Source organism: Bacillus sp. WC2507 (assembly GCF_052656125.1).
Window position 1 is genome coordinate 3,139,180 of sequence record NZ_JBQXPN010000001.1, and the last position, 25,920, is coordinate 3,165,099.

Here is a 25,920-nt window from a genome sequence, read left to right on the forward strand (position 1 = left end):
TACTATGAGGTGAAATTATGAAAAATACAACAAAAGCATATATATCAGCATTACTCTATTCATTTATTATTGGGTTTTCTTTTTTATTCGTGAAACTAACACTAACCATTACAAGCCCTCTTGATACTCTGGCTCATCGTTTTACAGTTGCTTTCATAGCAGCAAATATTCCGGTTATTTTTGGATTCATAAAGTTAAATATATCATTTAAAAATATACTTTCTCTTTTACCAATTGCGATTTTTTATCCAGCACTTTTTTTTGCTTTTCAAGCTTTTGGATTAGTGTATACAAGTTCATCTGAAGCAGGAATTATACAAGCGGTGATCCCAATATTTACGATGATCTTAGCTTCCTATTTTTTAAAAGAGTATTCGAATACATCACAAAAAATCTCTGTACTCATCTCCGTCATCGGTGTCATTTATATATTTATAATGAATGGTCTAGGGGCTTATGAAACTAGTATCATCGGCGTTATTCTTATTTTGTTATCGGCATTATCATCTGCTTTCTATAATGTATTAGCACGGAAAATGGCAAATAATTTCAAGCTTATGGATTTAACTTATACAATGACAGCGATTGGTTTTATTAGTTTTAATTTAATTGCTATCGTCAGCCATATAAACAAAGGGACATTAACTATATACTTTAAACCATTTATGAACGGAACATTTCTTATTTCCATTTTATATTTAGGTTTGCTATCTTCTTTACTAACCGCATTGTTATTAAACTATTCGTTATCTTATATTGAAGCAGCTAAAATAAGTGTTTTCAGCAACTTATCTACACTTATTACAATTATCGCGGGTATTGTATTCTTACATGAACAAATCGCATACTATCACATCATCGGAACAATTTTGATTGTTCTTGGAGTTGTGGGCACAAACTTCCTAGGAAAAAAAGGGATTGTAGTAAAGAAGAAGAATACTTCCTTAAGTAAATAAAAAGTGAGGGATAAATATTGCAACGTGTAAATACGATTGATATTAATAATGTATTAGAATTAAAAAAAGCTCTTTCTACTTTATTAAATGAAGTGATTTCTTCAAAACTAGAACTTGAAAACTGGTTAAAAAAACAATCTACATTCATTTTGGAAATTGAAGAACAATTAAGATTACACTACATCGCCTTTCAATGTAATACGGATAATAAAGAAATAAAAGATACTTTTGAATATGATCAACAATTTGTGAGACCACTTTTGAAACGTTATCAAAATTCATTTGATAATAAATATTTAGAATCTCCTTTTCGAATGGAACTTGATCCAAAAACGTATAGCTTACTAGATAAAAAAATTAAGAATGCGCAAACATTATTTTGTGAAAAGAACATTGATTTAGAGATAACTGAAGACAAACTAGTAACAGAGTACTTCGAAATTACAGGTGGTTTAACTGCACTATGGGACGGTGAAGAAAAGACAATTACCGAACTACAGTCTTACTTACAAGATCCGAATCGTGATATTCGAAAAAAAGCAAAAACACTCATTTCTGAGACATTCTTATCTGTTGAAGATACATTACAAAATATATTAAATGAATTAATCGCAATCCGTCACCAAAAAGCAAAAAACATTCAATTAGATAATTATCGTGATTATATGTTTAAAAAACATGAACGTTTTGATTATACACCTGATGATTGCTATGAGCTGGCTGAATCTATTCGTAAATACGTTGTACCACTTATCGATAAAATATTGAATGAGAAAAAATCTGAACTTCAAGTAGATTTCCTTCGTCTGTGGGATGTAAAAGCAACCGCACCAAATCAAAAAGCATTAAAACCTATCGAAGACGCGAGCGATTTAATCGAAAAAAGTTCTCACGTTTTACACAAACTAGACCCTGAATTTTCAACATTACTGGACCGTATGCATAAAAATAATTGCTTGGATTTAGAAAGTCGTAAAGGAAAAGGACCAGGAGGATTTTGCGAATATTTACCTGCTTCTCAATTATCTTTCATTTTCATGAATCTCAATCATACACATTATGATGTTACTACTTTCCTCCATGAAATGGGCCATAGTATTCATAATGAATGTATGAAGCAGTTAGAACTTCAAAAATATTTGGAAATCCCTTCTGAATCAGCAGAACTCGCTAGCATGACAATGGAATTATTTTCGATGGAATATTGGGATACATTTTATGAGAATAGAGAAGAATTTATAAAAGCAAAATTAGATTTCTTTAAAGATATTGTTAAGTATTTACCACCGATGCTTATCGTTGATCAATTCCAGCATTGGATGTATGAAAATCCTAATCATACTGCTAAGGAAAGAAACGAAAAGTATTTAGAATTACATAACACTTACCAATCGAGCGTCGTAAATATTGAAGGGTATGAAAATTGGATCGCAACTGGCTGGTTACCTGTATTACACATATTCGAAATACCGTTCTATTACATCGAATATGCTATCGCACAACTTGGTGCGCTGCAAATGTATAAACAATATAAAGAAAACCCTAAACAAGCAATAGAAAATTATAAAAAAGCATTATCGTTAGGTAGCTCTAAACCTTTAACTGAAGTATATGAAGCTGCTGGAATTCGTTTTGATTTTACAGGAGAAACGATTAAAGAACTAATGTTATTTGTAGAGAGTGAATTAGAGTTACTTGAACAATTGTAAAAAGAAAGCTGTTCCTATATTTTAGGTGCAGCTTTCTTCTTTATTTTATTTATCAGTTCTATGTACTGAGAATCCCCATATCCGATTGTTGGAAATAGCTGAAACAACTTTGTTAATAATTCTTGAGTTGATAAATCTTTATTTTTAGAGATAAATTTCATTACAGTATTATCTTGTTTTAGCATTTCTAAATATAAGTCTATAGACTGATACATTACTGGTGGTACCTTATGGGAAGCCTTTTTATGGTTTACTAATACTTCATTGTATACCGAAGAATAATTTCCCAATCCAAGTTCAATTTGATTTACTTTAAATTCATCTTCTCTAAAGCTATTTAAGTATACCTTCCCTTCATAAGAGGACTGTTCAAGGTAAGAAAGTATGGTAAGTAGGTTCATTTGACAGAACATATCTTCACCAAACCATAAAACAATGCATTTATACTTTTTTGTAAAAAGATTTTTTAACGGATCTATGACCTTTTTTGTATAACTTTCTACTGAACTGTTATGACCTTCTGCTCTTTTTTTAATAAACTCTTCATCAAAAACTTGTGCAGTAGCCCTATTTACACACATGGCCTCGTTAAATGGGACATAATCAGACTCACCCATTAGTTTCTCCGTTTTAAATTCTTCATACATCATTTGACCATTCAATATGTTAAGTACATCTTTATCAAACAACTCATTATTATTGCTACGTAACTGCTCAACCTCTAATTTTCTAGAAATATTCATTTTTAACTCCTCTTCTATTTTTAGTTTAATAAATGACTGAATAGGCATTTTGTTAAGCTGGAATTCTCTTGGATTCATTCCAAAAACATTCTTAAAAGCTCTACTATAAGCCTCTTGAGAAGAATAATCGTAATCCAATGCAATATCTATTATCTTTCTATCATTCGTCAAATCCCCCGTAGATAAATACAATCTTCTCAAAAGAATATAGCGTCTAATACTAATGCCTGTTACTTGGTGAAATCTAAAAGAACAGTAATACGGAGAATAACCCATATAACGAGATAATTCATTTAATGAAAATTCTTCTTTTAAACTGCTCTCAATCCAATCAATCATCTGTTGTATATGTTCATTCATTTCCTTCACTCCTTATATAAAAGTATAAAAGAGATTCGTTTCTTTCTTTTGATATTTCTTGTGTTTTATAACATGGGCCATTCATTACAACATGCTTCATTTTAAAGGATATCAAAAATAAAACACGAATGTTGTAAATTAAGATTCTTTTAATTCTCTAGTAAAAAATTAAAGTTTGGAAAGGGCGTTACAATGAACGAGTTAGAAAAAGAAATACTTAGATTACTAAATGAGCAATATCCGTTAAATTTTATTAACATTAAACCAATAACGAATGAAATGTATCAATGTTTTACAGAACTAGGTACATACTTCATTAGAATTACAAACTACAAAACATATGAAGAACAGTTAGAAGAAATTACATATACGAACTTTTTATATGAAAATGGTTTAGCGGTTCCTCCAATCATACCTTCTCTTAATGGGAATTTAGTAGAAAGGTTAACATTAGACAAGGAGATTCTTGCCGTATTATATAAAGCTGCTCCAGGTATACATTTACCAAGGTGCGAATGGAATTCTAATATATTTAGAAAGCTTGGTAAACAAATTGGAAAACTACATCGTATTTCTAAAAGCTTTGAAAAGATTAAACCAGTAAAACATATAAACGATTGGTATGAAAATGAAGAATATAATTTTCTTAAATATATCCCTAAAGAAGAGACGACTATAAGAGAGATGGCATCTGACGTTTTAACTTCCATAAAGGAACTACAAAAATCCCCTTCAAATTACGGCTTAATACACGGAGATTTATGGTTAGAAAACATTTTAGTTGAAAATAATTCAAACTTAACAATGATAGATTTTCAAGACTGCGAAAAACATTTTTACATATTCGATTTAGCCGTTCCTATTTATAGTGCGATAGAATACTCATTTGTTGGAAATGGGAATATTGTTGACTATAAAAATTCTATTACAAAAGCGATACTTGACGGTTATCAAAAAGAAAATGAACTACCTACAGAAATGATAGACAAACTTCCTTTGTTTATAAAATTAAAGGAAATTTTTGAATATAGCTTAATGCATATGTATTGGGATAAAGAAGAATTAACGGAGGAACAAGTACGGATAATGAATCTTTATAGGTTAAAACTCGAAAATAATTATTCCTTAATAAATATGTAAAGCGAATGTTGTTTAACTACGTAACTATAGTTGAACAACATCCGCTAAAAACTCGATCGATTAGGAATATTTTACATATCATCTTTTATTAGTTGTGATTCTTTTACGTGCTGTTTCTTAATTAATATTGCTTTATACAAAAACGTAATACCTATTACAGCGAAAATAATACTTACAGGAATACGAGCAATATGAGGAAGATAGCGCGGAAGAAAGAAAAGACGGACTCTTTCATCCACATCAAACATTTCAAGGACAATCGGCACTATACTTTGGTGAACTAAGAAAAAGATTCCCATAAACACAAGAAGAACAACAATAGCAAGTTTGTTCTTCGGTAATTCACTTGCTTTATTGCGAAATTTCTTTTTGTGATTATCACTGTCAATTTTTATCCCACTTTTCATTTCAAATAGCAACTCAGGGCCATTTCTTTCAAGTTTTGTGTAAGCGATGTGCCCAAATAGCCATGCTAAAAACACTCCCGTACAAACTCCAGTCGGTACACCTAACCATTGTATGAATTGTATATGTAATGATGTCCCTAACCATACAACTAGTAAAGCGGGTATCGTAGTTACTAGCACCATCAGCAGCATGAGCCACGTGGTTATAAACATTTTACTCGCATTCATATCGTCACCAGATATTATCGTTCCTCTTCCACGACGATGTGGATCAGTAATTGGAATTAAATTCACTACAGAAAATAAGACAATAAGGCCGACTGCCCCACCAAGTAAAGCTGGGACTACTGCAAATACCCATGGGTAAACGAAAGTAAGTCCGCTAGTAAAAGTGAAAATTATTGTAGTTAAAATTGCTACAGGACCAATAGCTATCAACCAAGCTAATTGACGACCACGCACGTCAATCCTTTCTGCGCCAGGTGTCAGCAATGTTAACCATAATGCACTTCCATCGAAACCATATAAATTACAAGCGAACATACTTGTAAATACAATCATAATTACCCCTGCCCAGGGTATTAAGTATGGTATATCAGCAATTGTAACTATAATTCCATAAAATACGCCTATCCATATGCCCATCCGTAAGAATCGACCTCGTTGTGGATCATTCCCCCAACTTTTTAGCTCCTTTGTTATGATTGCTCCTATTTTATTTTCAAAAAAGATTTTAACAACTTTTTTATAATGCTTGTTAGTAATCTTCCCATGAACTTCTTTAGAATTTTTCACTGTACTTCTAGTCAATAATGTAGTCCATATAAATAAAAGAAACCAACAAAATATTGTTATCGCACTTAAGAATACAAAAACTAATAACCAATTAGATTGACTTGCATATTCTACAGCAAGTATTGTCCAACTAGATGGAATCATGTAAAGTATCGCGGTATCATGAAATATTATTCTATTGATTACTGGAAGTGCATACCAACCCACATTTAATAATGCAATGATAAGACCTATAAACATCGCTCCTATTTCCATACCGGCTCTTGATCTCATCGCTTCACCCATAAGACTAATTATAACTTTCGATAACAACACCACAAAAATTAACTGTAAAATAATTGCTGGAACTGCAACTATACTTGCATATAAGCTAATTCTGGCTGCGTAAATTAATAATCCTATGAAAGCGATAAAACTAACTATGGGTCCTAATCCTATAAAAGATACAACGAGAAGCGTTCTAGCTAATTTATAAGGATTAAGTGGAAGCAATACAAAATATTCTGTACGTAATATTCCATCTCCCCCACTAAGTATCGGACCTAAAATCCATCCTACTGTCCAAATTGTGAACGTTACATATAGAATGTTTTTTGATATCGCTTGTTCCGTAGGATAAAAGGAAAAAAGGATAATGGTTCCAATTGCTAGCAATAAACCTACTAATCCTGCCATAATAAATAGAACTTTCCTGCCACCATTCATTGAATGTTTAAGTATTGATAACTTCATTTGAATTAAAACACTAACCAAGACAATTCCCCTCCTTTAACGGCGGGCTTTCCTACTAATCGAATGAAAATATCCTCTAGTTTTTCTTCACCACAAATATCTTCCATCTTTCCAGACGAAAGTACTCCCCCTTTCGAAATAATTGCAACATAGTCACAAAGTTGTTCAACTAACACCATGACGTGACTTGAAAATACTACAGTACCGCCCGAACTCACAAATTTCTGTAAAATCTTTTTAATAGTAGCTGCAGAAATGGGATCTACCGCCTCAAACGGTTCATCGAGAACGAGTAATTTAGGCGCATGAAGAAGTGCAAGTGCAAGGCCAATTTTCTTGCGCATACCAGTAGAATAATTAATAACTAAAGTCCCCTCAGTATTATTTAACTCTAATATTGTAAGTAATTCTTCTGTCCGCTGAGCAACTTCCTTGGCATTCATTCCTCTTAACAATCCCATATATGTTAATAATTCACGACCGGTAAGTCTTTCCGGTAAAGCTAACCCATCTGGTAATACCCCAATCAGTGCTTTAGCTTGTTTTGGATTACCCCAAACATCAATCCCAAAAACTTTAGCGTTCCCGCCATCTGGTCGTAACAAACCAACAGCCATCGATAAAGATGTAGTTTTTCCTGCTCCATTAGGACCAACAACTCCATAAAAAGATCCCCTTGGAATAGTTAAATCAATATGATTGACTGCAATAAATTCACCGAACCGCTTATGTAATTTCGAAAGTTGTAGCGCAGGAGTAGATTTCTCAAATTCGGTATTCAATGAAATTGGTTCATCAGTTTTCATAAAATGGACTCCTTTTTTACTACTATATTCTTTGTAAGCAAAATCCAATAATTTTACTCATTTAATTACAATACTGAATCATTAATTTATTTAGTAATTCATTGTTATTAGCTGACACCTTTTCAGTTAACCTAGCTGCAATAATAATAGGAGCCCATTGAAAGATCTCATCTCTTGATAAGCCCGTATTTCTGCAATATATATGTAAATACATTTCAGCTAATTCTACGGAAGCTTGAGCATACAATAAATATGTACGAAATACATCTGCACGAATATCACCTGAAGTAGCATCTACCCAATCTATAATTTTCACATTACCATTACTGAGAATTAGATTAAATGGATGGAGATCACCATGACATAATCTATGTTCAAATTTAATTGCATCTAACTTATTTAATATATTTTCCTTTTGTTTTTCATCCAATTTATGTACAGATTTAATTTGTCGTTCTAACTTTTCTCTCATTGATTCCATATCATCGGTATTCACACATATAGCATGAATCTTTTTTTGTTCTTTAACACAAATATCTATGTAATGATCTGCTTCATTTAGATTATTAAGTAGAAGATCACCAACACTGTCCCCTTTTACGTATTCCATAATAATTGCCTGTCTATCGTGTATCTTTGTCACTTCAAATACGTTTGGAACTGGCAACCCGCATGAATAAGCATATTTTTGTTTTTTTGCTTCATTCATAGACTCTGTACCTAGAAGATATTCTTTAAATAACTTCACAATCTTATTATCATACAGATAAATTTCCGCTGTATTTCCTTTAGCAATTGGCTCACCTAAGTTCAAGTTTCACCCTCCTTAAATCATATAGTATTCTACACCCTTATTTTAAATTCACTGCAATGTTAGGAAATCCTTCTACTCACATAAATCCTATCATTACAAAAATCTCTGAAATGCCAAAAGAAAAATACGTATTGAAAACAGCCCTATAATTTTTTCAGCATAATTATAGGGCGACTTTAATGATGTTGATAATTTTTTGTTTCGTTTGACTTAAATAATTTTTATTTTTAGTAGAAAAGAGTATACCAATTGGAATTTTAGAATTAAAATTCTTAATCTTAAAAGATAGTATTTCTTCATTCAAAATTGTACCTTTTGGAATAATTCCTATTGCATTTCCAAAAAGCATTTGTGGAATGAGGTTTAATGCACTACAATTGTAAATTCTTTTAAAAGATAAATTATTTTCCAACAAGAAAGAACTTACAGATTGATAGGAATAACAATTACTTTCACCTACAATAACGGGATAATCTATAATATCACATGCTTCAACAAATTCTTTTTGTAACAAGGGATGCTCCGGATTGTTCACTATAAATTCAATCTGTTCATCACATATTGGAGTGAATTTTACATTTGATTTATTTTCATTATTTCCGCACACCGCAAAATCAATCTTATTATGTTCTATCATTTCTGATAAAAGCGCTGTATTTCCCACTACAAAATCACAATGTATATATGGTTTTTCAGCACTTAAAAACTTTAATATTATCGGTATTAATCTTTTAGCAACAGATTCTAATAGACCTATTCTCAAACTCCCTTTTTCTTCATTACTAATTCGTTGAGCTTGAGAAATGGAATATTCCCAATGAGTTAATAAATTTTCTACTTCTTCTGCAAAAAGTTTTCCTTCTTCTGTTAATCTTGCATCCCATCCTCTTTCAAACAAAAGAAAACCAATTTCATTTTCCAACTTTTTTATATGTGCTGTAACTGTTGATTGTGCATAGTTTAATTGTTTAGCAGCTTGTGAAAACGTTCCTTCTTCAATAATTTTTTTAAATGTAAGTAATTCTTTCATTTCCATTTCAAACACCATCTTCATCGGTTTTATTGATAGTTATTCAATATATTTTCAATTATACAAATGGCAGTGTTGGAAGTAAAATGAAATCAAAAGAAAAGGAGTGTACTATTATGCCATTTGTCACTGTTTATCATCCTGAAAAATTATCCGATAACATTTTGTTAAAAAATGTAAGTAATCAAATTCACCATTCGTTAATTGAACATTTCAATGTTCCCGAAAATGATTATTTTCAAATGTTTTTACCTTATCCTTCTCATCAACTTTTTTATGATTCATCTTATCTTTTAGAAAGTTCAATAAAACGATCCAACAATATGATTTATATTTCTATTACGTGTGGACCAGGAAGAACAATTAATCAAAAAAAGAATTTATATAAAGCTATAGCTACTAGTACAGCTAATATTTTACAAATCTCTACTGCTGATGTTTTCATTACACTACACGAGACACCTATAGAGAATTGGTCATTTGGTCAAGGAATAGCTCAAATGTTAAATCAAAATAATAATTAGTTTTTAATTCCTGAAAACAAAATTAAACTTACCCCTCTCTATAATGATATAGAAAGGGGTAAGTTTAATTTCTTAGGAATATCGGAATGCAACTCTGGTGTATGCGAGACAGTAAATGCATATCCCTGTTGAATAAATGATACTTCATTACCTTTCCATTCAAATGGAACACTATTTTCCTTAAAGTTATTTTGGATTCGGTATAAAAAATCTTGATCCGGTGTTCCGAAAGAAACATGTACTTTCGGTTGTAAAGCTTTCATCGCAATTGGAATCCAAGGTCGCTGCCACCATGTCGCGACGATATATGCAGTGCCGCCAACTACAAAGTTGAAAATATCCCCATCCTCCATCGTTCTCATATCTAGATTTGATTTTAACCATTCCGTAAAAACAGGTACACTTTTAACGGGAAGACCGATTTCCCTTACATATAAAATGTTTAAAGGTGACTGCGGTACTAATACATCTTCTTTAACATAACTATGTGTGATAATTTCAAGAAGATTTCCATCACCGTCTTTGAAATATAAATTAAATAAACCGTTCTCCTCACCAATTGTATTTCCATCTTTCCATTTCACAATAAGTATTCCAGACTTTTCAAGCCATTTTGCTGTTTCATGAAATTTTGAATATGGGATCTCAAAAGCAAAGTGCGCAGGTGCAATTGGTTCATACACTTCTTGGAAGCTAATTGTTGTATAAGGTGTTACTTCAAATTGAATAAGCGATGCTGTTTCTTTTTTTATTGGAAAAGATAATATGTCCCTATAAACTTGTTTTACCCCTTCTATAGAAACCGTTTGTAGTTTTATATCTGAAATATGTGTAATCACGTTACATTCCCCCTAATTTCTTATTATCTATTCGTATTGTATTACATTTATAAATAGATAAAATCAAACGGAAGGATTGATTTTTTATATAAAAACTACAACTTTAGTATGAATATGCTAGCCCCAAAAGTCTTTTTGTTTGATATCTACCATCAATAAGGGTACATTTTTATGTTTTCCTTGCATTCTTTTTCACACAAAAAACTGCCTTTCTATACAAGAAAAGCAGTTTTTACGCTATAATACGTTATAATTTAACAGCAATTATCATAAACCGTTTTGAATTCGTACGAATACCTTTTTCAGAACTATTAGCTTTAATGAACTTTTGCAAAATAATAAAATCCTCTTCCTCTTCTCCAAAATTAGGAATAATAGGCGTATGTTTTAATAAGAAAATAAGATCTTCAGGCGTACTGTAATAATCAGTAACATCATATTCACGTACTTGCACGAGTTCAAATCCTGCACTAATAAGTTCACTCATATACTTTTCCTTTAATGTGCCATCTCTTTCACCTAAGCATTGTCCTCTTCCAAATGCTTCTTTAAGATTCAATTTATCATGTTCGCAAACTTGTTGCGTTAAGAAAAAAGCACCCTTTTTCATTACTTTTGCTAACTCAGATGATTTATACGGAGCATGACAACTAGAAGCGATATCAAAATGGGCATGCGGAAACGTTAACGCTTCAGAATCCATTTGAAAAAACTCAACGTTTTGTACACCTGATATTTTCAAATTGGAATGTGCCGTTTCAATCATCCCATTAGAATTATCAATTCCAATTAAGAATTTAGCTGAAGGTGCTATGTTAAGCACATTCTCTCCTCCACCTGTACCAACATCAAGTAGAGTGTCTGATGGTTTACATCTTTTTTTCACTTCTCCATAAAAGTCCCATGTATCTCCTACAGTTTCACATTTTACCTTACTAAAATCCCATCCATTTAATCTTCCTACTTTATCATAAAAGTTTTTGTACTCTAATTCGTTCATCTTATTATTTCCCCCTTGTTACTATACATGAAATGTTTAATCATGATGATCCCCGAAATAGACTCATAATTTATATTTTTGTAAATCCCTTTTTATATCTGGTACACATTTTTCAGTCCCGAACAAGTACTTACCTCGAGCAATACACGTTTTCATCTATCCTGCTGCAATTAATACTTTATGTACGATAACATCATTTTATTATAAAATATAGATTATCAAAATAGTAGCTTTCCACACTTTTGTTTACATAATAAATTTATAGTTTATCTCTATTTATATATTCTAAATGTTTCCTTCCCCAACCACACATACTATCCAAAACAAAACTTACCGTTTTTCCATGCTCAGTTAAGCTATACTCCACTTTAGGTGGTATTTCTTGATAAATTTCTCGTTCTATTAGTTGATCTTGCTCTAATTCCCTAAGTTGCTTCGCTAATGTTCCTTGAGATATGTCTGGTATTAATCGCTTTAATTCACCAAATCGTTTTGTTCCATCTGTTAGCAAAATAAATAAAATGAGTGGCTTCCATTTTCCACCGATTATTTGTAATGTTGCTATTACCCCTTTTAACTTCGGTTCTTGTAAATTCATTTTTTTCACCTCTCCTCAGATATCATAAACCATATTTAGCAATTTTTCATATTACTTATCCGCATAAATAGCGATTAGTACGAAATTTGTGACCATGTACATATAAAGTGCGTACTTTTCACTTACAATCTTTTAGCGAATAATAAAGGCATAACAGTTTTATTTTAAAGTTTTTATTAAGGAAGGGGCTTAAATATGTCTATAACTACATTAAAAGGTAGCCGTATCGTTATCATTGGTGGGAGTTCTGGTATTGGATTTGCAACAGCAAAACAAGCAATCGAACAAGGAGCACATGTTATTATTGCAGGGCGTTCGAAAGAAAAACTAAGGATTGCTCAAGAAATAATAAGTAACAACCATCTTCAAACTTATGTATTGGATAATCAGGATAAAAACCAATTAGAAGATTTTTTCAAAAAGCTTGGAAATTTTGATCATTTGTTCACCCCAGGAGCCTCTTATACCCTTGGACCAATTACTGCTACGGATGATATTGCTGAAAGCAGCTTTATCGGCAAGTTTTGGCCACAATATTATGCCGTAAAATATGCAATTCCATTTCTTTCAGACTCCGGATCTATCGTATTAATGTCCGGTGCATTTAGTCAAAGACCGCTTAAAGGGGCACCTGCTTATGGAGCTTGTAATGGGGCTATTGAAAGTTTAGGGAAAGCTTTAGCTGTTGAAATAGCTCCTATAAGAGTTAATGTTGTTTCCCCTGGAACGATACGGAGGGAAAATGAACAAAACGAAAATAGACTAGCTGCTTATGAAGCTTATAAATCTCTTTCTCTTGTAAAGAGACCTGGTCATATTGATGAAATTGCACATACTGTTCTATATTTAATGCAAAATAGTTTTACTACAGGCAATGTATTGTTTCCTGATGGAGGATACACCTACCATTAAATTATTTAAAACAAAAGCCCCTTATTAAGGTGGCTTTTGTTGCTAATTTAGAAACTGTTGAAGTAATACAGGATCCTCTTTTAAAAGTCCTGCTAAAAACATAAGTTGCGGATAAGGTTGTAAGATTAAGTCTATATCCATTTTTTCTTTCAATATAGCTATTCCACCTTGCTTAATATAATCTTTTAGTGTTATTTCCTTACTACAAATTAGCCTAATATCACTTAAAGAAAGTAATAGAAGTCCATTCGTTTCAGAAGATGGATTTGGCTTATTTTCTGAATGCGCTATATACATAATAGATAAAGTTTCATCTGGACTATCAATAATTAATATTGGATTGATTTCATTTGCTACCTTTATTTTCTTTGATTGCGCATTCCAGTTCTCTTTATAATATGTACTTGGTGAACTCAAAATAGTAATATCGATAGTAGCTTCTTCTCTCACTTCTCTTTTAGCAGTTTCTACTGCTGTTTCTTCATCTTCTTTATGTCCGCCGAGCCTTACTACACCTAATGTATCTCCTCTACTCGTTGGCCCAACTTGGAAAACAAATAAGTTCTCGTATATTACATATGCACCAGATGTTCGTACATTTTTATCTATATGTATCAATATTTCCCCTCCTAAATCAACTTTCTCGCAAAATAGTTTACTATAATTTTATTATGTTCTTAAATACTCGTCAATCCAACACACAGCATCAAGTAAATTTTCCGCTATATAATCAGGCGCCGTTTCTATCCACAAATTTCTATACTTTGTTAATGAACTTTCATCCCATCCTGTTCGTACCAAAATCTTTTTTATATTCGCCCTTTTAGCTGCAATCATATCCGTACTCCCTGTATCTCCAATAAGAAAACAATCTTTTAAGCACAAATCATGTTCTTCCGTTGCTTTTAAAAGTAAACCTATATTCGGTTTTTGGCAGTCGCAACTACTATTATGTGGACAATAGTACATCCCGTCTATATATACATCCTCATCTTTTAATATCTGTTGCATCTTTTGAAATCCTTTAAGCAGTTCTTTTTCGGTAAAATATCCCCGTCCAATTTTAGTTTGGTTTATATATAAAAACACCATTAATCCTAATTTATTTAACCAAAGAAAAAAGGCATATACATAATGCCTTTTTTCTTTATCCTTATTTAATTGGATAACAAACTTCTGTAACCCACTTACTAGGATCCGCTTCCATCGCTGGGCTCACATGATAAATATTAAACATCGGGCCTGCTAATTCGTAACCTTCCGTTTCAATCCATTTTGCTGCAGCCTCATTTACAGCTGTCATCTGTTCATAACTTCCATTAACCGTTATAGAAGCTACATTAGTTGATTCAACATTTTTAAATGTAACGTCTTTTGTATTTTTATACTTACCTAGGATGCTTAGCTGTATTTCTACATCTACATCATTTTCTTTGTATTCACGATCATGGAAAACCGCAATACTATAACTCGGATGGGCAATACTAATACTTTTCATTTGTATTTCTTGCATTAACATACCCCATAAGTCTCCTTCAGCATTATAAAATGGAATTACCTTTCTAACACTAGCTACATTTCTTTCTGGAATTTCCTTTATTGAAACATGATAGTTCATCTCAACAACATCCTCTCTCATCGTTTTCATTGAGTTTTCGAGGAGACGTAATTGTTTTTGTAGGTTATCCATGTCTTCTTTAATTTGAGCACTACGATATAAAAATTGTTCCTTAATACCATCTATATTATCGCATTCTATTATTTCTTTAATGGTAGCGATATTAAATCCCATAGCTTTTAACGTTTGAATTTGATTTATTTTCTTTAATTGGGCTGCTGAATAGTATCTGTACCCACTCTGCTCATCAACTTTTACTGGCTGCAATAATTCTACTTTATCGTAGTGTCTCAACATACGTATACTAATGGACGATAGTTTTGAAAAATCCCCTATTTTAAACATGTTTTCCTCCTAAAGATTACATCCACTTCGAAGCTCAACTTCATCTTAAACAATGACATTGTGTGAGAGTCAACTGTTTATAACACTTAAATTATATTTCTTTAATTCTTTCCCCTTATACTTACTTCCTTCTTAAGGCTATAAAAATTGAAATTAGTCCGTTCACAGCAAATAAAGTTACAATAATACTTGTAAATAAAGCTACGTCTGGCGCAAATATTTTAATCGTACGCCAAGGTGAACTTGTACTATAAGTAAGTAGTGGGATGAACATAATAGATAATAGTAGGGATAGACTCCCTGTAAATAACCAAATTAGCTTTTTTACAGTTTTCATATGTTTATACTTTTTAATTAACATAAGTGATATTATGAAAAGTATCAGTGTAACTATCAACAAAACAATTTGTGTTAATGGTATGTTTTTAGGAATATCAACCGGTTCTTCTCCATTCAAAATACTAATAATCCCCTTTTTCAATACTGATAGTGCGGTTTCTTCTAATACATGATTTTTATTCGTTAGAATTACACCACCCCAGCCACTTTTATTTAAAGTAAATATTTCTGCACGAGCATCGGGCGTTGATCCTGAATGCCAAATCATCTTTTCACTTTCATTTATATTTGTTGTCCTTAATCCAAAACCATAACTTTTTTCTGGATTTATCTTATAAAGTGGTGATAGATAAAGATCCATGTTTTCTTTCCTTAATAATTGTGCATCCCCTGGATGATTCAAAAACATAATATATTGAATCATATCTTCTAAATTTGCAGTAATATAGCCATACGGTGCTCCGGCATTATCATAGGAGACTACACTTTTTCTTGGAAAACCAAACCAAGACTGATAACCTGTTAAATAACCTTTTTCATATGCAGTTTCTTTACTTGCTGCCGCGCCATTCATATTTAATGGCTGAAAAATATACTTTTCCATATATGATGAATATGTTTCATTTGTGACTTCCTCAATAAGTGTACCTAACACAATATAATTCGTATTACTATATTGATATTTTTCACCTGGTGGAGCAGTTACTTTTACATTTGAAAGCTTCATTACATTTTCTTTTAATGCTCTAGAACTTTTGGATTGCTTATCTGATAATGCTAAGCCCTCATATGTACTTATTCCGCTTGTATGAGTTAGTAGATGTTGGATTGTTATAGTTGAGGATATTTGAGAATCTTTTAGTTTAAACCAGGGGAGATATCGTTGAACTGGATCCTCTAATTTTATTTTTTTATCTTCTATTAATTTCACTATAGCTAAAGCTGTTAAAGATTTACTTATTGAGCCGATTGCAAATGGCGTTTTACTAGTTACCTTTTTTTCAGATTCTCCAGTAATCCCCATCGTTTTTGTGAAGAATACATCTTTATTATGTACAATTGCAACTGAAGCTCCCGGAATATTCTGCTCCTTTATAAACTTTTCAATATACTTATCTAATGTAACTTTAATATTTTGCTGAGCGTAAACTTTGGGAAGTGTGATACATACTATCAATACATTACAAAGAATACAAATTAGAGACAGTTTATAGATCGTATTCTTCATTATACTTTAGATACTTTCTTTTTTTATAACTTACTAAGCTAATAAATACCACTACAGAGAGCGTCAAACTAATCATTATTAATAATACGTTCCACCATTGATTCTCTGATATACGATATAAAATATTATAATTAAATGTATTTTTACTATTAGTTGGATTAAATGATTCAGTTAAAAATATTGTAAATATAGTTTGCGAGACGAGGTAAGTAATAATTGCGATGAATATGCCACGTAAGATAAGTGTGTTAGATTTTCCTTTTTCATTTTGAAGTTGTTTCATTTTAACTTGCAAATCAATTTCATTTATTTCTAAAAAATCTTGAACAAATAATTGAGGTGTACCTAAATCATCTATACTATCTTCACCATGTTCACGACATTCTTGAATATGTTCTACTATTTGTCGCTTAATATTTTCCCTCTCTTCTAAACTAATATCGTATTGCTTTAATTCCTTAAGTACGTCTGTTAAAAATTGCTTTTCTTTACCTATCAATTTATTCCTCATTTCAGAAGATCTCCTTTCAAACCGCTTTTTAATAATGTTTGAATATCTGATTGCAATTCTAACCACTCATTAATTTTCTTCTCAAGACGTATTTTCCCATTTTCATTAATTTCATAATAAATCCTAACTTTACCACTGTCTGTTACTTCTTGATAAGTATTAACCCACTCTTGATTTTTCAACTTAGTTAGAATTGGATAAATACTTCCTACTCCTTTCAACTTTAAATTGTGTACTTCTAGCTCTTTCATAATCTCATAACCATAACTTTTCTTTTTCGACAAAATAGATAATACACACATTTCTAAATGACCTTTAATTAAACTCGTTCTATCCATAGGATAAATTTAACAGAAATATATACTTCATTCAAGTATATATTTCTGTTAAATTTAAAAAATCAGACAATAAAAAGAAATGATTAATAAACAAACAATCTCACTTATGAACTGTTTTCACCCTTAATTATTACTTTTATAATATAATAACTACATAATATATCAAACGTTCATCCCTTTTAATTTCTCACCTCTCCTCCCTTACTTTTTTCCTTAACAAAAAATTCCGTATGTGGACATAAAAATACTAAAAGATCCAATTTCTTAATTTTGAAATTAAGAAATTGGATCTTTTTTCATTACCTTGTATTAATCATACTGCGTTAATATATACATTATAAAGAATATAAATTATGTTAATAACACAAAATCTAGTAAAACTTTACTGATTACGTTCAAGACACTCATAAACCGCCATCATATCTCGTTTATCCAATTCGCGAACGCGATTAAAAATTGGTATTTGCGCAACAGCTTCTGTTAATAAGCTCTCATCCACAATATCAATAACTTTCCCAGTTAACCATGTTTGCACATCTACACCTTCAACAATTTCTTTAAGCCCTTCATCATTGATACCACTTGCATTACAAGTTACACATGGAATTGTTAGTTTAAAGACGCCATCATGTAAATTATCTTCAGTAATAACTTTCTTTCCTTTACAGAATGGACATGGATTACTTTTTTTAATTTTATTAATTTGGGTAACTAACTTTTTATATCCAAATGCTTCGTATACATACGTAAGTTTTTTATATTTACCATTTGTGAAATACTGATCTATAATGTTTTCTCTCGTTTCATAAACATTAGGGAAATCACAAACAGTTACTTGATTATTAACACTAATAGATTCGATATTTCCTTTTATTTCATCCCAAAATGGTAAGACATTTTGTAACACCATTTCATAGTTTGAAAAGCTTGCCTGATCTAACTCAAACATTTTTAGTGCAACTTGTGCTTTTCTTGGCAGTAAAGAAACATCTTCTGTCAATCTCATATCGCCACCAACTATAGACTTCAATTTATGAAGTGCAGGTAAATCACCGACTATTTTCAACACTTCATCAACTGGTTGATTGATAATTTCACGAATATCTGAGTTACCAAATTTAAGTGGTTTATGATGATTTAAAGCCGTCCCTTCACAAATTGGGCATGTCATCATTTCTTTAGAAGTCTTAATTTCTTCTTTAATAGCTGCTTTTGAAATAACAATATATCCACCAATAATCGTATTAAATCCTACCCAGGTTCTACGTGTCTTTCCTTTTTTATCATAAAATGATTTTTCAAAATATCCGTACCAAAACGTATGCTTTTCTTCTGCTGACATATTATTATAGCTCTTTGACAAATCGTGACCAAGCTCATTTTTAATTTCTTCGAATAGAAATTCTATTTTTTCATATTGATAAAATTTTAATACTTTCATGATTTCCGGCTCGAATAAACCGTCCCAAAATGGAACATTTTTATTTTGAATTATAATTTCTTTATCAAAAACTTCAATTTGAAGACGTCCGGAACAAGATGGACAATGATTGTCCTGCGAATAGAAATCAAAACTTCTCGTATCTTTATTAGTTGGATGAGCAGCTACAATATGATTAATTAGTCCACCAATCTCATATAAGAAACTGTACTGACTATATAAATGTCTTTCAAGATCAATAGCAACAACAGGAGCAATTGTATCAGATTCATATTCACCATAAATTAAACGAGCCATTGATGATAAACTTTTTAAAATACCACCCTTAAAAACGTTTTCGGCATTTTTAAAATAGTTAATATGATTTTCTTCTAAATAGTGAACGCCTTCTTTATGCTTAAGTGCTGAAGAAATATGTATTCGCTCAGCATGATTTACACTGCTTTTTTGACGATAATAATCTTCATGACTTAGTACATCAAGATGCTTTATAGATTCAAGCTGTCTTTTCCCGAAATCTACAATATAATCAGAGCTTTCTAACATGTACCTATTATGTTCAATCATGATGATAGAGACTGATTCATCTCGCAATATCCCTCTAACACTATCTATAAATTGATTTAAAATATTTTGTGATAACCCCTTTGAAGGTTCATCAAAAATAAATAACGTATGTGGATTTCTTGTGTTTGCGAATAACTCCGAAACTAAATGAACACATTGAAACTCACCCGTTGATAATGTTTGTGTTTTTCGTTCTAACGTTAAATAGCCAAGTCCTAATTTAATTAGTAGGCTCAAGCGTTTATACGCAATATCTTCATTTGGAAGTTCACCTATAATATCCTCAATCGAACGCTCAAAAATATCATCAATTTCTTCACTATACTTTGTTAATTTCTTTTTAATATCTAGGAAAGTGGCTACAGTTGATCGACTTGTAATCGATTGATTTCGATCTTGTCCTACCATAACTAATTTATCTTTTGGATACTGCTTCAAGAAATCTGTAGCTAAACATTCGTTAACAAGTGTAGATTTCCCGCATCCAGATTCTCCTGTAACTGTTACAAGCCTATTTTTAGGAATCTGAAACTCCACCATTTGGATATTACGGCAATATAATTCTTGGAATGTATAATATTCTGTTGGTATTTCTTTATTTAGATCCCACAGTATTGGTTTTGGTCTTGGTGATTCTTTCACAATTTGTCCACCATATTTTCCGCTACCAGGTCCAAAGAACAATTGCTCATCTGTTGTATCCAGTACTGTATCTGAATGATCTATAAGCCAAATTTGATTTTTACAACCTAATTGCTTGATCTCTTCTAATATTTGTAATAATGTTTCATGATCAAGTCCAACTGAAATCTCATCAATAATAATTATAGCATTTTCACTTACTGCCATAAATTCAGCCAAATAAAGTCGTGTTAACTCTCCACCTGACAACGTACCCATAATGCGATTTAATGTTAAATAACCAATGTTCATATTAATTATATTTTGCAGTATATGTTGCTTTGCTTCACTAATATTTAGCTCTTCCGCTAACGAAAGAATAGACTCAACACTTAAATCATTAATCTTTGAAATTGTATGTGGTTTAGCAAATAAATCTATAGTATATTGTTCGATTTCTTCGCTATAACGTTTTCCCTTACATTTTTTACACTCAATATTTTTAGTAGTACCTCGGCCTTTACAACCAGTACACCAACCTAACTGATTATTAAATGAAAAAACCTCAGGGGAAAGATGAAATACTTCAGCAAGTTTTTCACGTACTTCTGTGAAAACACCAGTATGAGTACCTATCGTTGAACGTGGGTTGGAAGAAATCGATGATTTTCCTAGAAAAAGAACTAAAGGCATATCTTCCATCTTAATAGCACTAAAATTCGTTTCCATAATGTTAGGAAATAAATATTGATATTCAGCCTTTGGCAATAAAGAAACTAATCGTTTTTTTGATTCTTCACCAATCGTTTGACAAAAAGTTGTTTTACCTGATCCTGATAAACCAGCGATTCCAAACGATTTATTAAATGGAATGATTGTATCTAATTTGTTTATGTTATTAGCAATTAATTGATTTACTTTCATATTAACCTCTATTCTTATTTTTCATAAAAACCATTTTTACAATGTAATAATTACATAATGAATATAACCTTTAATGTGATTATCTTCTTACTTTAAGAACCTTATCTTTATATATTTCAAACCATTGTTGCCATTCATCTTTAGAAAACTCTTTTTCTTCTCCTTCTAGAACGGAAGAAAAAAGATTTAAACAAATATGCCAACCTGCTATATCTTTCGGTGTATGATCAGTTAATTCATGAATGTATTCTTTAAGGAGTAAAAGGGAACCATTTTCCTCTTTATGTATTTCAAATCGAACTCGATCTTTATCCCAAGTAAATTCAAGTACTGAGTTTACTTGATACTCTAAAATATCAATGTTTATGAATGAACCGTCCATCATGTCGAACTTTATAATTCCACCTGTTTTAAGGCTTTCAATCTGTAAATTAGACATCCATTTTTTTAGCTTACTGTTTTCTGTTAAAACAGACCAAACCTCTTCTATTGAATATGAAAAATGACGATCAAATTGTACTACGTATCCATTATCTTGTTTATCTATTACAGCTAACATTATTAATTAACCCCCTTTCCAATAACGAATATACGTTCTATTTTACATGATTTCATTAAAAAAATAAATCTCTATTCCACCCCACTTAGTTTAAGGAGTTTTTGTTAGATTCGAAATTGATTGACTTATTATATATGAAAGTTCTAATCTGGTTGACCATGCTTTTATTGGATCAATAATATTATCTCGATTAAGACTATTGACGTATTTTAAACCATCTACTGCAATATACCCGATTTTAAAATCTGTAAATTTTTTTATAATCATCGGCCATTCCCCATCAGTCATTCTGCATTTAGAATATTTTATTATGTAATCAGCTGCTTGTTTTGAAAGCCCACATGAACCAGCTGTAATATCTACTTGTTTCCCTAATTGTAATGACATAATTTTATTTGATACTGTTTCTGTAACTTGCCATTCTTCAGGGTGTGTCTGAAAAGCTTTCTCCGTTCTGCCAATGATTAAGTAATCTACATCTACTATATTCTGAATGAACGAATTAAGCTCAGCTGGATATTCTTTCATCCAAGTTAGCAAACGATCAAAGTCACAATAGTGATAGTAATCATGATCATAGTTACTAACAAACTTCAAACAATCCCTACGTGCGTTCCCTACCCCTGATGTTTCTACTATATTTATGTGGAATTTACATTCCTCTAGTTCTTTTACAATTTCTTTAGGTGTTACATTACTAATTGTTATATATTTTTTATCATAATTTAAATTCATTAATTCCTCTTTTAGCTCTTTTATTGTAGATAATAAGCTCCTTGTTGGATCATGAGTAATGCATGTTAATGCCACTTGTTTTATAGGTTGCATAGTATATTCATCCCCTTTGCAAAATAAAAAGCAGAAAGAATACTTTCTGCGATTTTTATAATAAAATAGTATAAACAAATAAACTCCACTACAATTCATAAATTAATTTTATAAGCACTTAATTTAGTTTAATGACTTACCGTTTAATCGCATCGACAATTAGCGATAGAAAACCAAGTTTATCACCTTTGTTTCTAGAATCATACCTTTTCGAACGGAAAATAACACCGTCGTTTGCATCCCATTCCTTGTAATAAAACTGACCATTTTCATCACAATATTCAAGTAAAACTACCTCAAATCCAGCAGTTTCAAACATTTTCGTTAATGTTTTATAATTATGAACAATTTTATGACTTGCTGCTGGATGATCTTTCGGGCCAGGTCCGCCTATTTGAACTATATTTTGATATGCTTCATCTCGGAAAAATGCATCAGGAACACCACACCGAATATGCCCTGTTGGCTTTAAAAATTCATAACAAATTTCAGCTGCTCTTACACCTTCTTCAAACGTAAGATGTTCCCATACATGTTCAGCTAAAATAGCTGAAATGGAATTATATTCAAATCTTTCTTCCCACATAGCTTTATCTAGTAAGTTAAGTTCATTTTCTTGCGTTTGAATCCAACCGGGGTTATTATTAAACGCTCCAGCTCCGACTACTACTTTAATTTCTTCTTGTTTTATTGCCATCATTTTCACCTCATGAATATTTTGATTTATTAATATATTCTATGTTTACTATTCCACTTCCTTCTTCAACAAATTTAATAGCATGAATCCAGTACAATACCGAACTCATGCCCTAAAAACTATCTAATACAACGATCTGTCTAACTTTAAAAAATTAGTTCATAATATACAGCTGTTTTTATACGATTTATATACGATTTTTCTTACGGAAATATAGTACGCCAAACATTAGCATAAAACCAATCACGTAAAAACTTGTTGTTCCGCTGCCACCAGTATTAGGGATTACCCAATTATTTTTCGCATTTTTCACTGTTAGTTGTTGTGTCTTTACCGCTTCTGTAATTTCTATTTCTATTGGATCTCTAAGTAACATATATCCATTTGGCGCTTTTATTTCTTTAATCGTATACTTTCCAAATACTAACTGATTGGAAATCACCTTTCCTTTTTCATCCGTTGTTAATCTAGTAACTTCTTTACCTTCTTTATCTAAGACTTGAAATACAGCACCTTTTAGTTTTAAATTACTATCCTTATCATCAACTTTCTCAATTTCAAATTGGCCAGTCGGATCTGGCAATTTCTTATTTCCTATTTTAATTTCTACTATTACATCTTTTTCTATTTTTACAGCTATTTTATCTTTTAATAATTTGTAGCCTTTAGGTGCTTCTACTTCCACTAGGGTATAGTTACCTATTGGTAAATCCTTTGATATCGCTTCTCCTTTTTCATCTGTTACTAACTCACCAACTACTTTTCCTTTAGAATCTTCAATCTGAAATGTGGCCCCTGCTAGCTTTTTATTTTTATCGCTCGTATCTACTTTCACTAACTTCATTTTCCCCATCGGATCTGGCAATTTCTTGTTTCCTATTTTAATTTCTACCACTGTATCTTTTTCTACTTTTACAGCTACTTTATCTTTTAATAATTCATAACCTTTAGGCGCTTCTACTTCCACTAAGGTATAGTTACCTATTGGTAAGTCTTTGGATATTGCTTCTCCTTTTTCATCTGTTACTAACTCACCAACTACTTTTCCTTTAAAATCCTCAATCTGAAATGTGGCTCCTGCTAGCTTTTTATTTTTATCGCTCGTATCTACTTTCACTAACTTCATTTTTCCCATTGGATCTGGCAATTTCTTGTTTCCTATTTTAATTTCTACTACTGCATCTTTTTCTACTTTTACAACTACTTTATCTTTTAATAATTCGTAACCGTTTGGCGCTTCTATTTCCACTAGATTATAGTTACCTATTGGTAAATCTTTTGATGTCGCTTCTCCTTTTTCGTCTGTTACTAACTCACCAACTACTTTTTTACTTGAATCTTCAATATGAAACTTCGCTCCAAGCAATTTTTTATTATCATTATTACTATCAACTTTTTTTATTTTTATTTTTCCTGTACTAGGCTTGTTCCAATGTTGCCAGTTAAATTTGAAATTGTGAAATTCAAATCCACCAGTTTGTTGTACCGTACTGACAAATGCTTGTCCATTAATTGAGCCGCCTTTTGTTTCTAAAACAGCATTTGGAGCAAACACACTCCCAACAACACCATATCCCTCTGTTGTGATCTTTTTCGCATTTGGAAAAACCCAAATCATTTTCCCGTATAGCTCAGTAAACGGTGAATTAGGAGAATAGGGTTGAGATGTAGGAATTATATCCGTAGCCCTACCAATATTGTTCGTGTCATATAGAATGGACCCATTTTTAAATGTAACCTCTATTGCATCCGAATACATAACGATAAAATCTTTTCCTTTAGCATTGGGTAAAAATACATCTCTTATATCTAAATTGATTTTCCCTGTCAATTCTGATGAAACATAAATATTAGGATTGTTTATATCTTTTCCAATACCATAACTCATATTTGGAATTGGGGTATTCGTTTTATATTGACCTGCATTTTTACTAACTTGGTTGACTATGTTGCGAAATTCATTAAATTTCGCGTCAATTTCTAGTTTTTCTTTATAAACGATACGATCATACGAAGATTGTATAATACGATCTGGATCACTCTCTTTTGTCATTACGACTATTCCGTTTTGAATGATAAAAGATTCCTCTCTTGATTTTTTAAATTTTCCAGACAATAACAAGGATGGATATCCCTCATCACCCCATTTTTCCCCAACTATATTAGATGTTCCTGCTGCTGCACCTACAATCGTATAACCTGATGCATCCATATCACCTTGAACTGCAATTGCTCCTTCAATATCGCCACCTACTGCTTTATGGTTACCAAAGACAACAGCATTATAACGCGATATATCACCTAGACCTTCTAAGTTTATCGTGGATCCATACACTGCTTTTGGTACATAGACAACAAAACTTATACATAACATTAACAAAACCATAAAATGAATACTTACCAGTTTTAATCGTAGCCTCAATTCCTTTGTTCCCACCTTTACCGTATTTTTTCTATAGTCAAATAAAGTGCACTTTTATTAGTGATCCTTCCCTACATATGTACTTTGCTGTTCCCTAAATTTTTGGATACACTATTC

The 25,920-nt window shown here is 31.5% G+C and carries 24 protein-coding genes; 5 read left to right on the forward strand and 19 right to left on the reverse strand.

The genetic code is table 11. From position 1 onward, the window contains the following. Positions 1-17 precede the first annotated feature (17 nt). The gene (locus ACUN28_RS16805) at positions 18-956 is read left to right on the forward strand and encodes a DMT family transporter (protein ID WP_016087756.1); all 939 of its coding nucleotides are present in this window, start codon (positions 18-20) and stop codon (positions 954-956) included. Between the two features lie 17 nt (positions 957-973). Continuing rightward, a complete protein-coding gene (locus ACUN28_RS16810) occupies positions 974-2,665 on the forward strand; it encodes a M3 family oligoendopeptidase (RefSeq protein ID WP_016087757.1) in 1,692 nt (563 codons plus the stop codon). 14 nt (positions 2,666-2,679) lie between these two features. On the opposite strand, the gene ACUN28_RS16815 is transcribed toward ACUN28_RS16810, so the two are convergent. Beyond that, on the reverse strand, positions 2,680-3,768 hold the full coding sequence (locus ACUN28_RS16815) for a helix-turn-helix domain-containing protein (protein WP_016087758.1): 1,089 nt from the start codon (positions 3,766-3,768) through the stop codon (positions 2,680-2,682). Positions 3,769-3,960: 192 nt separating this feature from the next. Between ACUN28_RS16815 and ACUN28_RS16820 the strand changes: the two genes are divergently transcribed. After that, positions 3,961-4,908, forward strand: coding sequence for a phosphotransferase enzyme family protein (locus tag ACUN28_RS16820; RefSeq protein ID WP_016087759.1), 948 nt, complete (start codon positions 3,961-3,963; stop codon positions 4,906-4,908). Between the two features lie 71 nt (positions 4,909-4,979). Here the strand turns inward: ACUN28_RS16820 and ACUN28_RS16825 are convergent, their stop codons facing one another. The 4 genes from ACUN28_RS16825 to ACUN28_RS16840 all read right to left on the reverse strand — a co-directional run bounded on the left by ACUN28_RS16825 (position 4,980) and on the right by ACUN28_RS16840 (position 9,498). Beyond that, positions 4,980-6,863, reverse strand: coding sequence for a hypothetical protein (locus tag ACUN28_RS16825; RefSeq protein ID WP_016087760.1), 1,884 nt, complete (start codon positions 6,861-6,863; stop codon positions 4,980-4,982). Then, a complete protein-coding gene (locus ACUN28_RS16830) occupies positions 6,848-7,648 on the reverse strand; it encodes an ABC transporter ATP-binding protein (RefSeq protein WP_016087761.1) in 801 nt (266 codons plus the stop codon). The genes ACUN28_RS16825 and ACUN28_RS16830 overlap by 16 nt, the downstream gene beginning before the upstream one ends. Positions 7,649-7,709: 61 nt before the next feature. Then, on the reverse strand, positions 7,710-8,462 hold the full coding sequence (locus tag ACUN28_RS16835; protein ID WP_016087762.1) for an aminoglycoside phosphotransferase family protein: 753 nt from the start codon (positions 8,460-8,462) through the stop codon (positions 7,710-7,712). 163 nt (positions 8,463-8,625) lie between these two features. Next, positions 8,626-9,498, reverse strand: a complete 873-nt coding sequence (locus ACUN28_RS16840) for a LysR family transcriptional regulator (RefSeq protein ID WP_033660075.1) — start codon at positions 9,496-9,498, stop codon at positions 8,626-8,628. Between the two features lie 110 nt (positions 9,499-9,608). Between ACUN28_RS16840 and ACUN28_RS16845 the strand changes: the two genes are divergently transcribed. Further along, positions 9,609-10,016 (forward strand): tautomerase family protein, encoded by a 408-nt coding sequence (locus ACUN28_RS16845; protein WP_016087764.1) that lies wholly within the window; start codon positions 9,609-9,611, stop codon positions 10,014-10,016. 38 nt (positions 10,017-10,054) lie between these two features. On the opposite strand, the gene ACUN28_RS16850 is transcribed toward ACUN28_RS16845, so the two are convergent. From ACUN28_RS16850 to ACUN28_RS16860, 3 genes are all read right to left on the reverse strand, one after another. Then, entirely contained in the window at positions 10,055-10,855 is an 801-nt protein-coding gene (locus tag ACUN28_RS16850) for a VOC family protein (protein WP_016087765.1), read from the reverse strand. 247 nt (positions 10,856-11,102) lie between these two features. Beyond that, positions 11,103-11,855 (reverse strand): class I SAM-dependent methyltransferase, encoded by a 753-nt coding sequence (locus tag ACUN28_RS16855; RefSeq protein WP_016087766.1) that lies wholly within the window; start codon positions 11,853-11,855, stop codon positions 11,103-11,105. Positions 11,856-12,114: 259 nt separating this feature from the next. After that, positions 12,115-12,462, reverse strand: a complete 348-nt coding sequence (locus tag ACUN28_RS16860; RefSeq protein ID WP_098405231.1) for a winged helix-turn-helix transcriptional regulator — start codon at positions 12,460-12,462, stop codon at positions 12,115-12,117. Between the two features lie 186 nt (positions 12,463-12,648). Between ACUN28_RS16860 and ACUN28_RS16865 the strand changes: the two genes are divergently transcribed. Beyond that, entirely contained in the window at positions 12,649-13,365 is a 717-nt protein-coding gene (locus ACUN28_RS16865; RefSeq protein ID WP_016087768.1) for an SDR family oxidoreductase, read from the forward strand. A gap of 42 nt (positions 13,366-13,407) precedes the next feature. Here the strand turns inward: ACUN28_RS16865 and ACUN28_RS16870 are convergent, their stop codons facing one another. The 11 genes from ACUN28_RS16870 to ACUN28_RS16920 all read right to left on the reverse strand — a co-directional run bounded on the left by ACUN28_RS16870 (position 13,408) and on the right by ACUN28_RS16920 (position 25,803). Further along, positions 13,408-13,983: an NUDIX hydrolase gene (locus tag ACUN28_RS16870; protein ID WP_016087769.1), complete on the reverse strand. Its 576-nt coding sequence runs from the start codon at positions 13,981-13,983 to the stop codon at positions 13,408-13,410. Positions 13,984-14,034: 51 nt separating this feature from the next. After that, the gene (locus ACUN28_RS16875) at positions 14,035-14,562 is read right to left on the reverse strand and encodes an HAD-IIIA family hydrolase (RefSeq protein ID WP_369598497.1); all 528 of its coding nucleotides are present in this window, start codon (positions 14,560-14,562) and stop codon (positions 14,035-14,037) included. Then, positions 14,519-15,328, reverse strand: coding sequence for a MerR family transcriptional regulator (locus tag ACUN28_RS16880; protein WP_016087771.1), 810 nt, complete (start codon positions 15,326-15,328; stop codon positions 14,519-14,521). The genes ACUN28_RS16875 and ACUN28_RS16880 overlap by 44 nt, the downstream gene beginning before the upstream one ends. A 121-nt stretch (positions 15,329-15,449) precedes the next feature. After that, on the reverse strand, positions 15,450-16,895 hold the full coding sequence (locus ACUN28_RS16885) for a serine hydrolase domain-containing protein (protein WP_016087772.1): 1,446 nt from the start codon (positions 16,893-16,895) through the stop codon (positions 15,450-15,452). After that, complete coding sequence (locus ACUN28_RS16890) at positions 16,876-17,406, reverse strand: hypothetical protein (RefSeq protein WP_016087773.1); 531 nt, start codon at positions 17,404-17,406, stop codon at positions 16,876-16,878. The genes ACUN28_RS16885 and ACUN28_RS16890 overlap by 20 nt, the downstream gene beginning before the upstream one ends. Beyond that, positions 17,403-17,744 (reverse strand): PadR family transcriptional regulator, encoded by a 342-nt coding sequence (locus tag ACUN28_RS16895; RefSeq protein WP_016087774.1) that lies wholly within the window; start codon positions 17,742-17,744, stop codon positions 17,403-17,405. Before ACUN28_RS16895 ends, ACUN28_RS16890 begins: the two co-directional genes overlap by 4 nt. Before the next feature lie 382 nt (positions 17,745-18,126). Continuing rightward, complete coding sequence (locus tag ACUN28_RS16900; protein WP_016136702.1) at positions 18,127-21,297, reverse strand: ATP-binding cassette domain-containing protein; 3,171 nt, start codon at positions 21,295-21,297, stop codon at positions 18,127-18,129. A 79-nt stretch (positions 21,298-21,376) separates the two neighbouring features. Next, entirely contained in the window at positions 21,377-21,856 is a 480-nt protein-coding gene (locus tag ACUN28_RS16905; protein ID WP_016087776.1) for an SRPBCC family protein, read from the reverse strand. Between the two features lie 90 nt (positions 21,857-21,946). Further along, positions 21,947-22,684 carry a hypothetical protein gene (locus ACUN28_RS16910; protein WP_033660074.1) on the reverse strand — a complete coding sequence of 246 codons (738 nt, stop codon included), beginning with the start codon at positions 22,682-22,684 and terminating at the stop codon, positions 21,947-21,949. A gap of 136 nt (positions 22,685-22,820) precedes the next feature. Further along, positions 22,821-23,381 carry a class I SAM-dependent methyltransferase gene (locus tag ACUN28_RS16915; RefSeq protein WP_033660073.1) on the reverse strand — a complete coding sequence of 187 codons (561 nt, stop codon included), beginning with the start codon at positions 23,379-23,381 and terminating at the stop codon, positions 22,821-22,823. 187 nt (positions 23,382-23,568) lie between these two features. Further along, a complete protein-coding gene (locus ACUN28_RS16920) occupies positions 23,569-25,803 on the reverse strand; it encodes an LPXTG cell wall anchor domain-containing protein (RefSeq protein WP_016087779.1) in 2,235 nt (744 codons plus the stop codon). Positions 25,804-25,920: the final 117 nt, after the last annotated feature.

Coding starts and splice junctions, on each gene's coding strand:
- ACUN28_RS16820 (WP_016087759.1), top strand. CDS start 3,961: ATGAACGAGTTAGAAAAAGAAATACTTAGATTACTAAATGAGCAATAT.
- ACUN28_RS16910 (WP_033660074.1), bottom strand. CDS start 22,684: ATGCAACCTATAAAACAAGTGGCATTAACATGCATTACTCATGATCCA.
- ACUN28_RS16900 (WP_016136702.1), bottom strand. CDS start 21,297: ATGAAAGTAAATCAATTAATTGCTAATAACATAAACAAATTAGATACA.
- ACUN28_RS16815 (WP_016087758.1), bottom strand. CDS start 3,768: ATGAATGAACATATACAACAGATGATTGATTGGATTGAGAGCAGTTTA.
- ACUN28_RS16865 (WP_016087768.1), top strand. CDS start 12,649: ATGTCTATAACTACATTAAAAGGTAGCCGTATCGTTATCATTGGTGGG.
- ACUN28_RS16855 (WP_016087766.1), bottom strand. CDS start 11,855: ATGAACGAATTAGAGTACAAAAACTTTTATGATAAAGTAGGAAGATTA.
- ACUN28_RS16805 (WP_016087756.1), top strand. CDS start 18: ATGAAAAATACAACAAAAGCATATATATCAGCATTACTCTATTCATTT.
- ACUN28_RS16845 (WP_016087764.1), top strand. CDS start 9,609: ATGCCATTTGTCACTGTTTATCATCCTGAAAAATTATCCGATAACATT.
- ACUN28_RS16885 (WP_016087772.1), bottom strand. CDS start 16,895: ATGAAGAATACGATCTATAAACTGTCTCTAATTTGTATTCTTTGTAAT.
- ACUN28_RS16880 (WP_016087771.1), bottom strand. CDS start 15,328: ATGTTTAAAATAGGGGATTTTTCAAAACTATCGTCCATTAGTATACGT.
- ACUN28_RS16895 (WP_016087774.1), bottom strand. CDS start 17,744: ATGGATAGAACGAGTTTAATTAAAGGTCATTTAGAAATGTGTGTATTA.
- ACUN28_RS16905 (WP_016087776.1), bottom strand. CDS start 21,856: ATGTTAGCTGTAATAGATAAACAAGATAATGGATACGTAGTACAATTT.
- ACUN28_RS16915 (WP_033660073.1), bottom strand. CDS start 23,381: ATGGCAATAAAACAAGAAGAAATTAAAGTAGTAGTCGGAGCTGGAGCG.
- ACUN28_RS16830 (WP_016087761.1), bottom strand. CDS start 7,648: ATGAAAACTGATGAACCAATTTCATTGAATACCGAATTTGAGAAATCT.
- ACUN28_RS16890 (WP_016087773.1), bottom strand. CDS start 17,406: ATGAGGAATAAATTGATAGGTAAAGAAAAGCAATTTTTAACAGACGTA.
- ACUN28_RS16840 (WP_033660075.1), bottom strand. CDS start 9,498: ATGGAAATGAAAGAATTACTTACATTTAAAAAAATTATTGAAGAAGGA.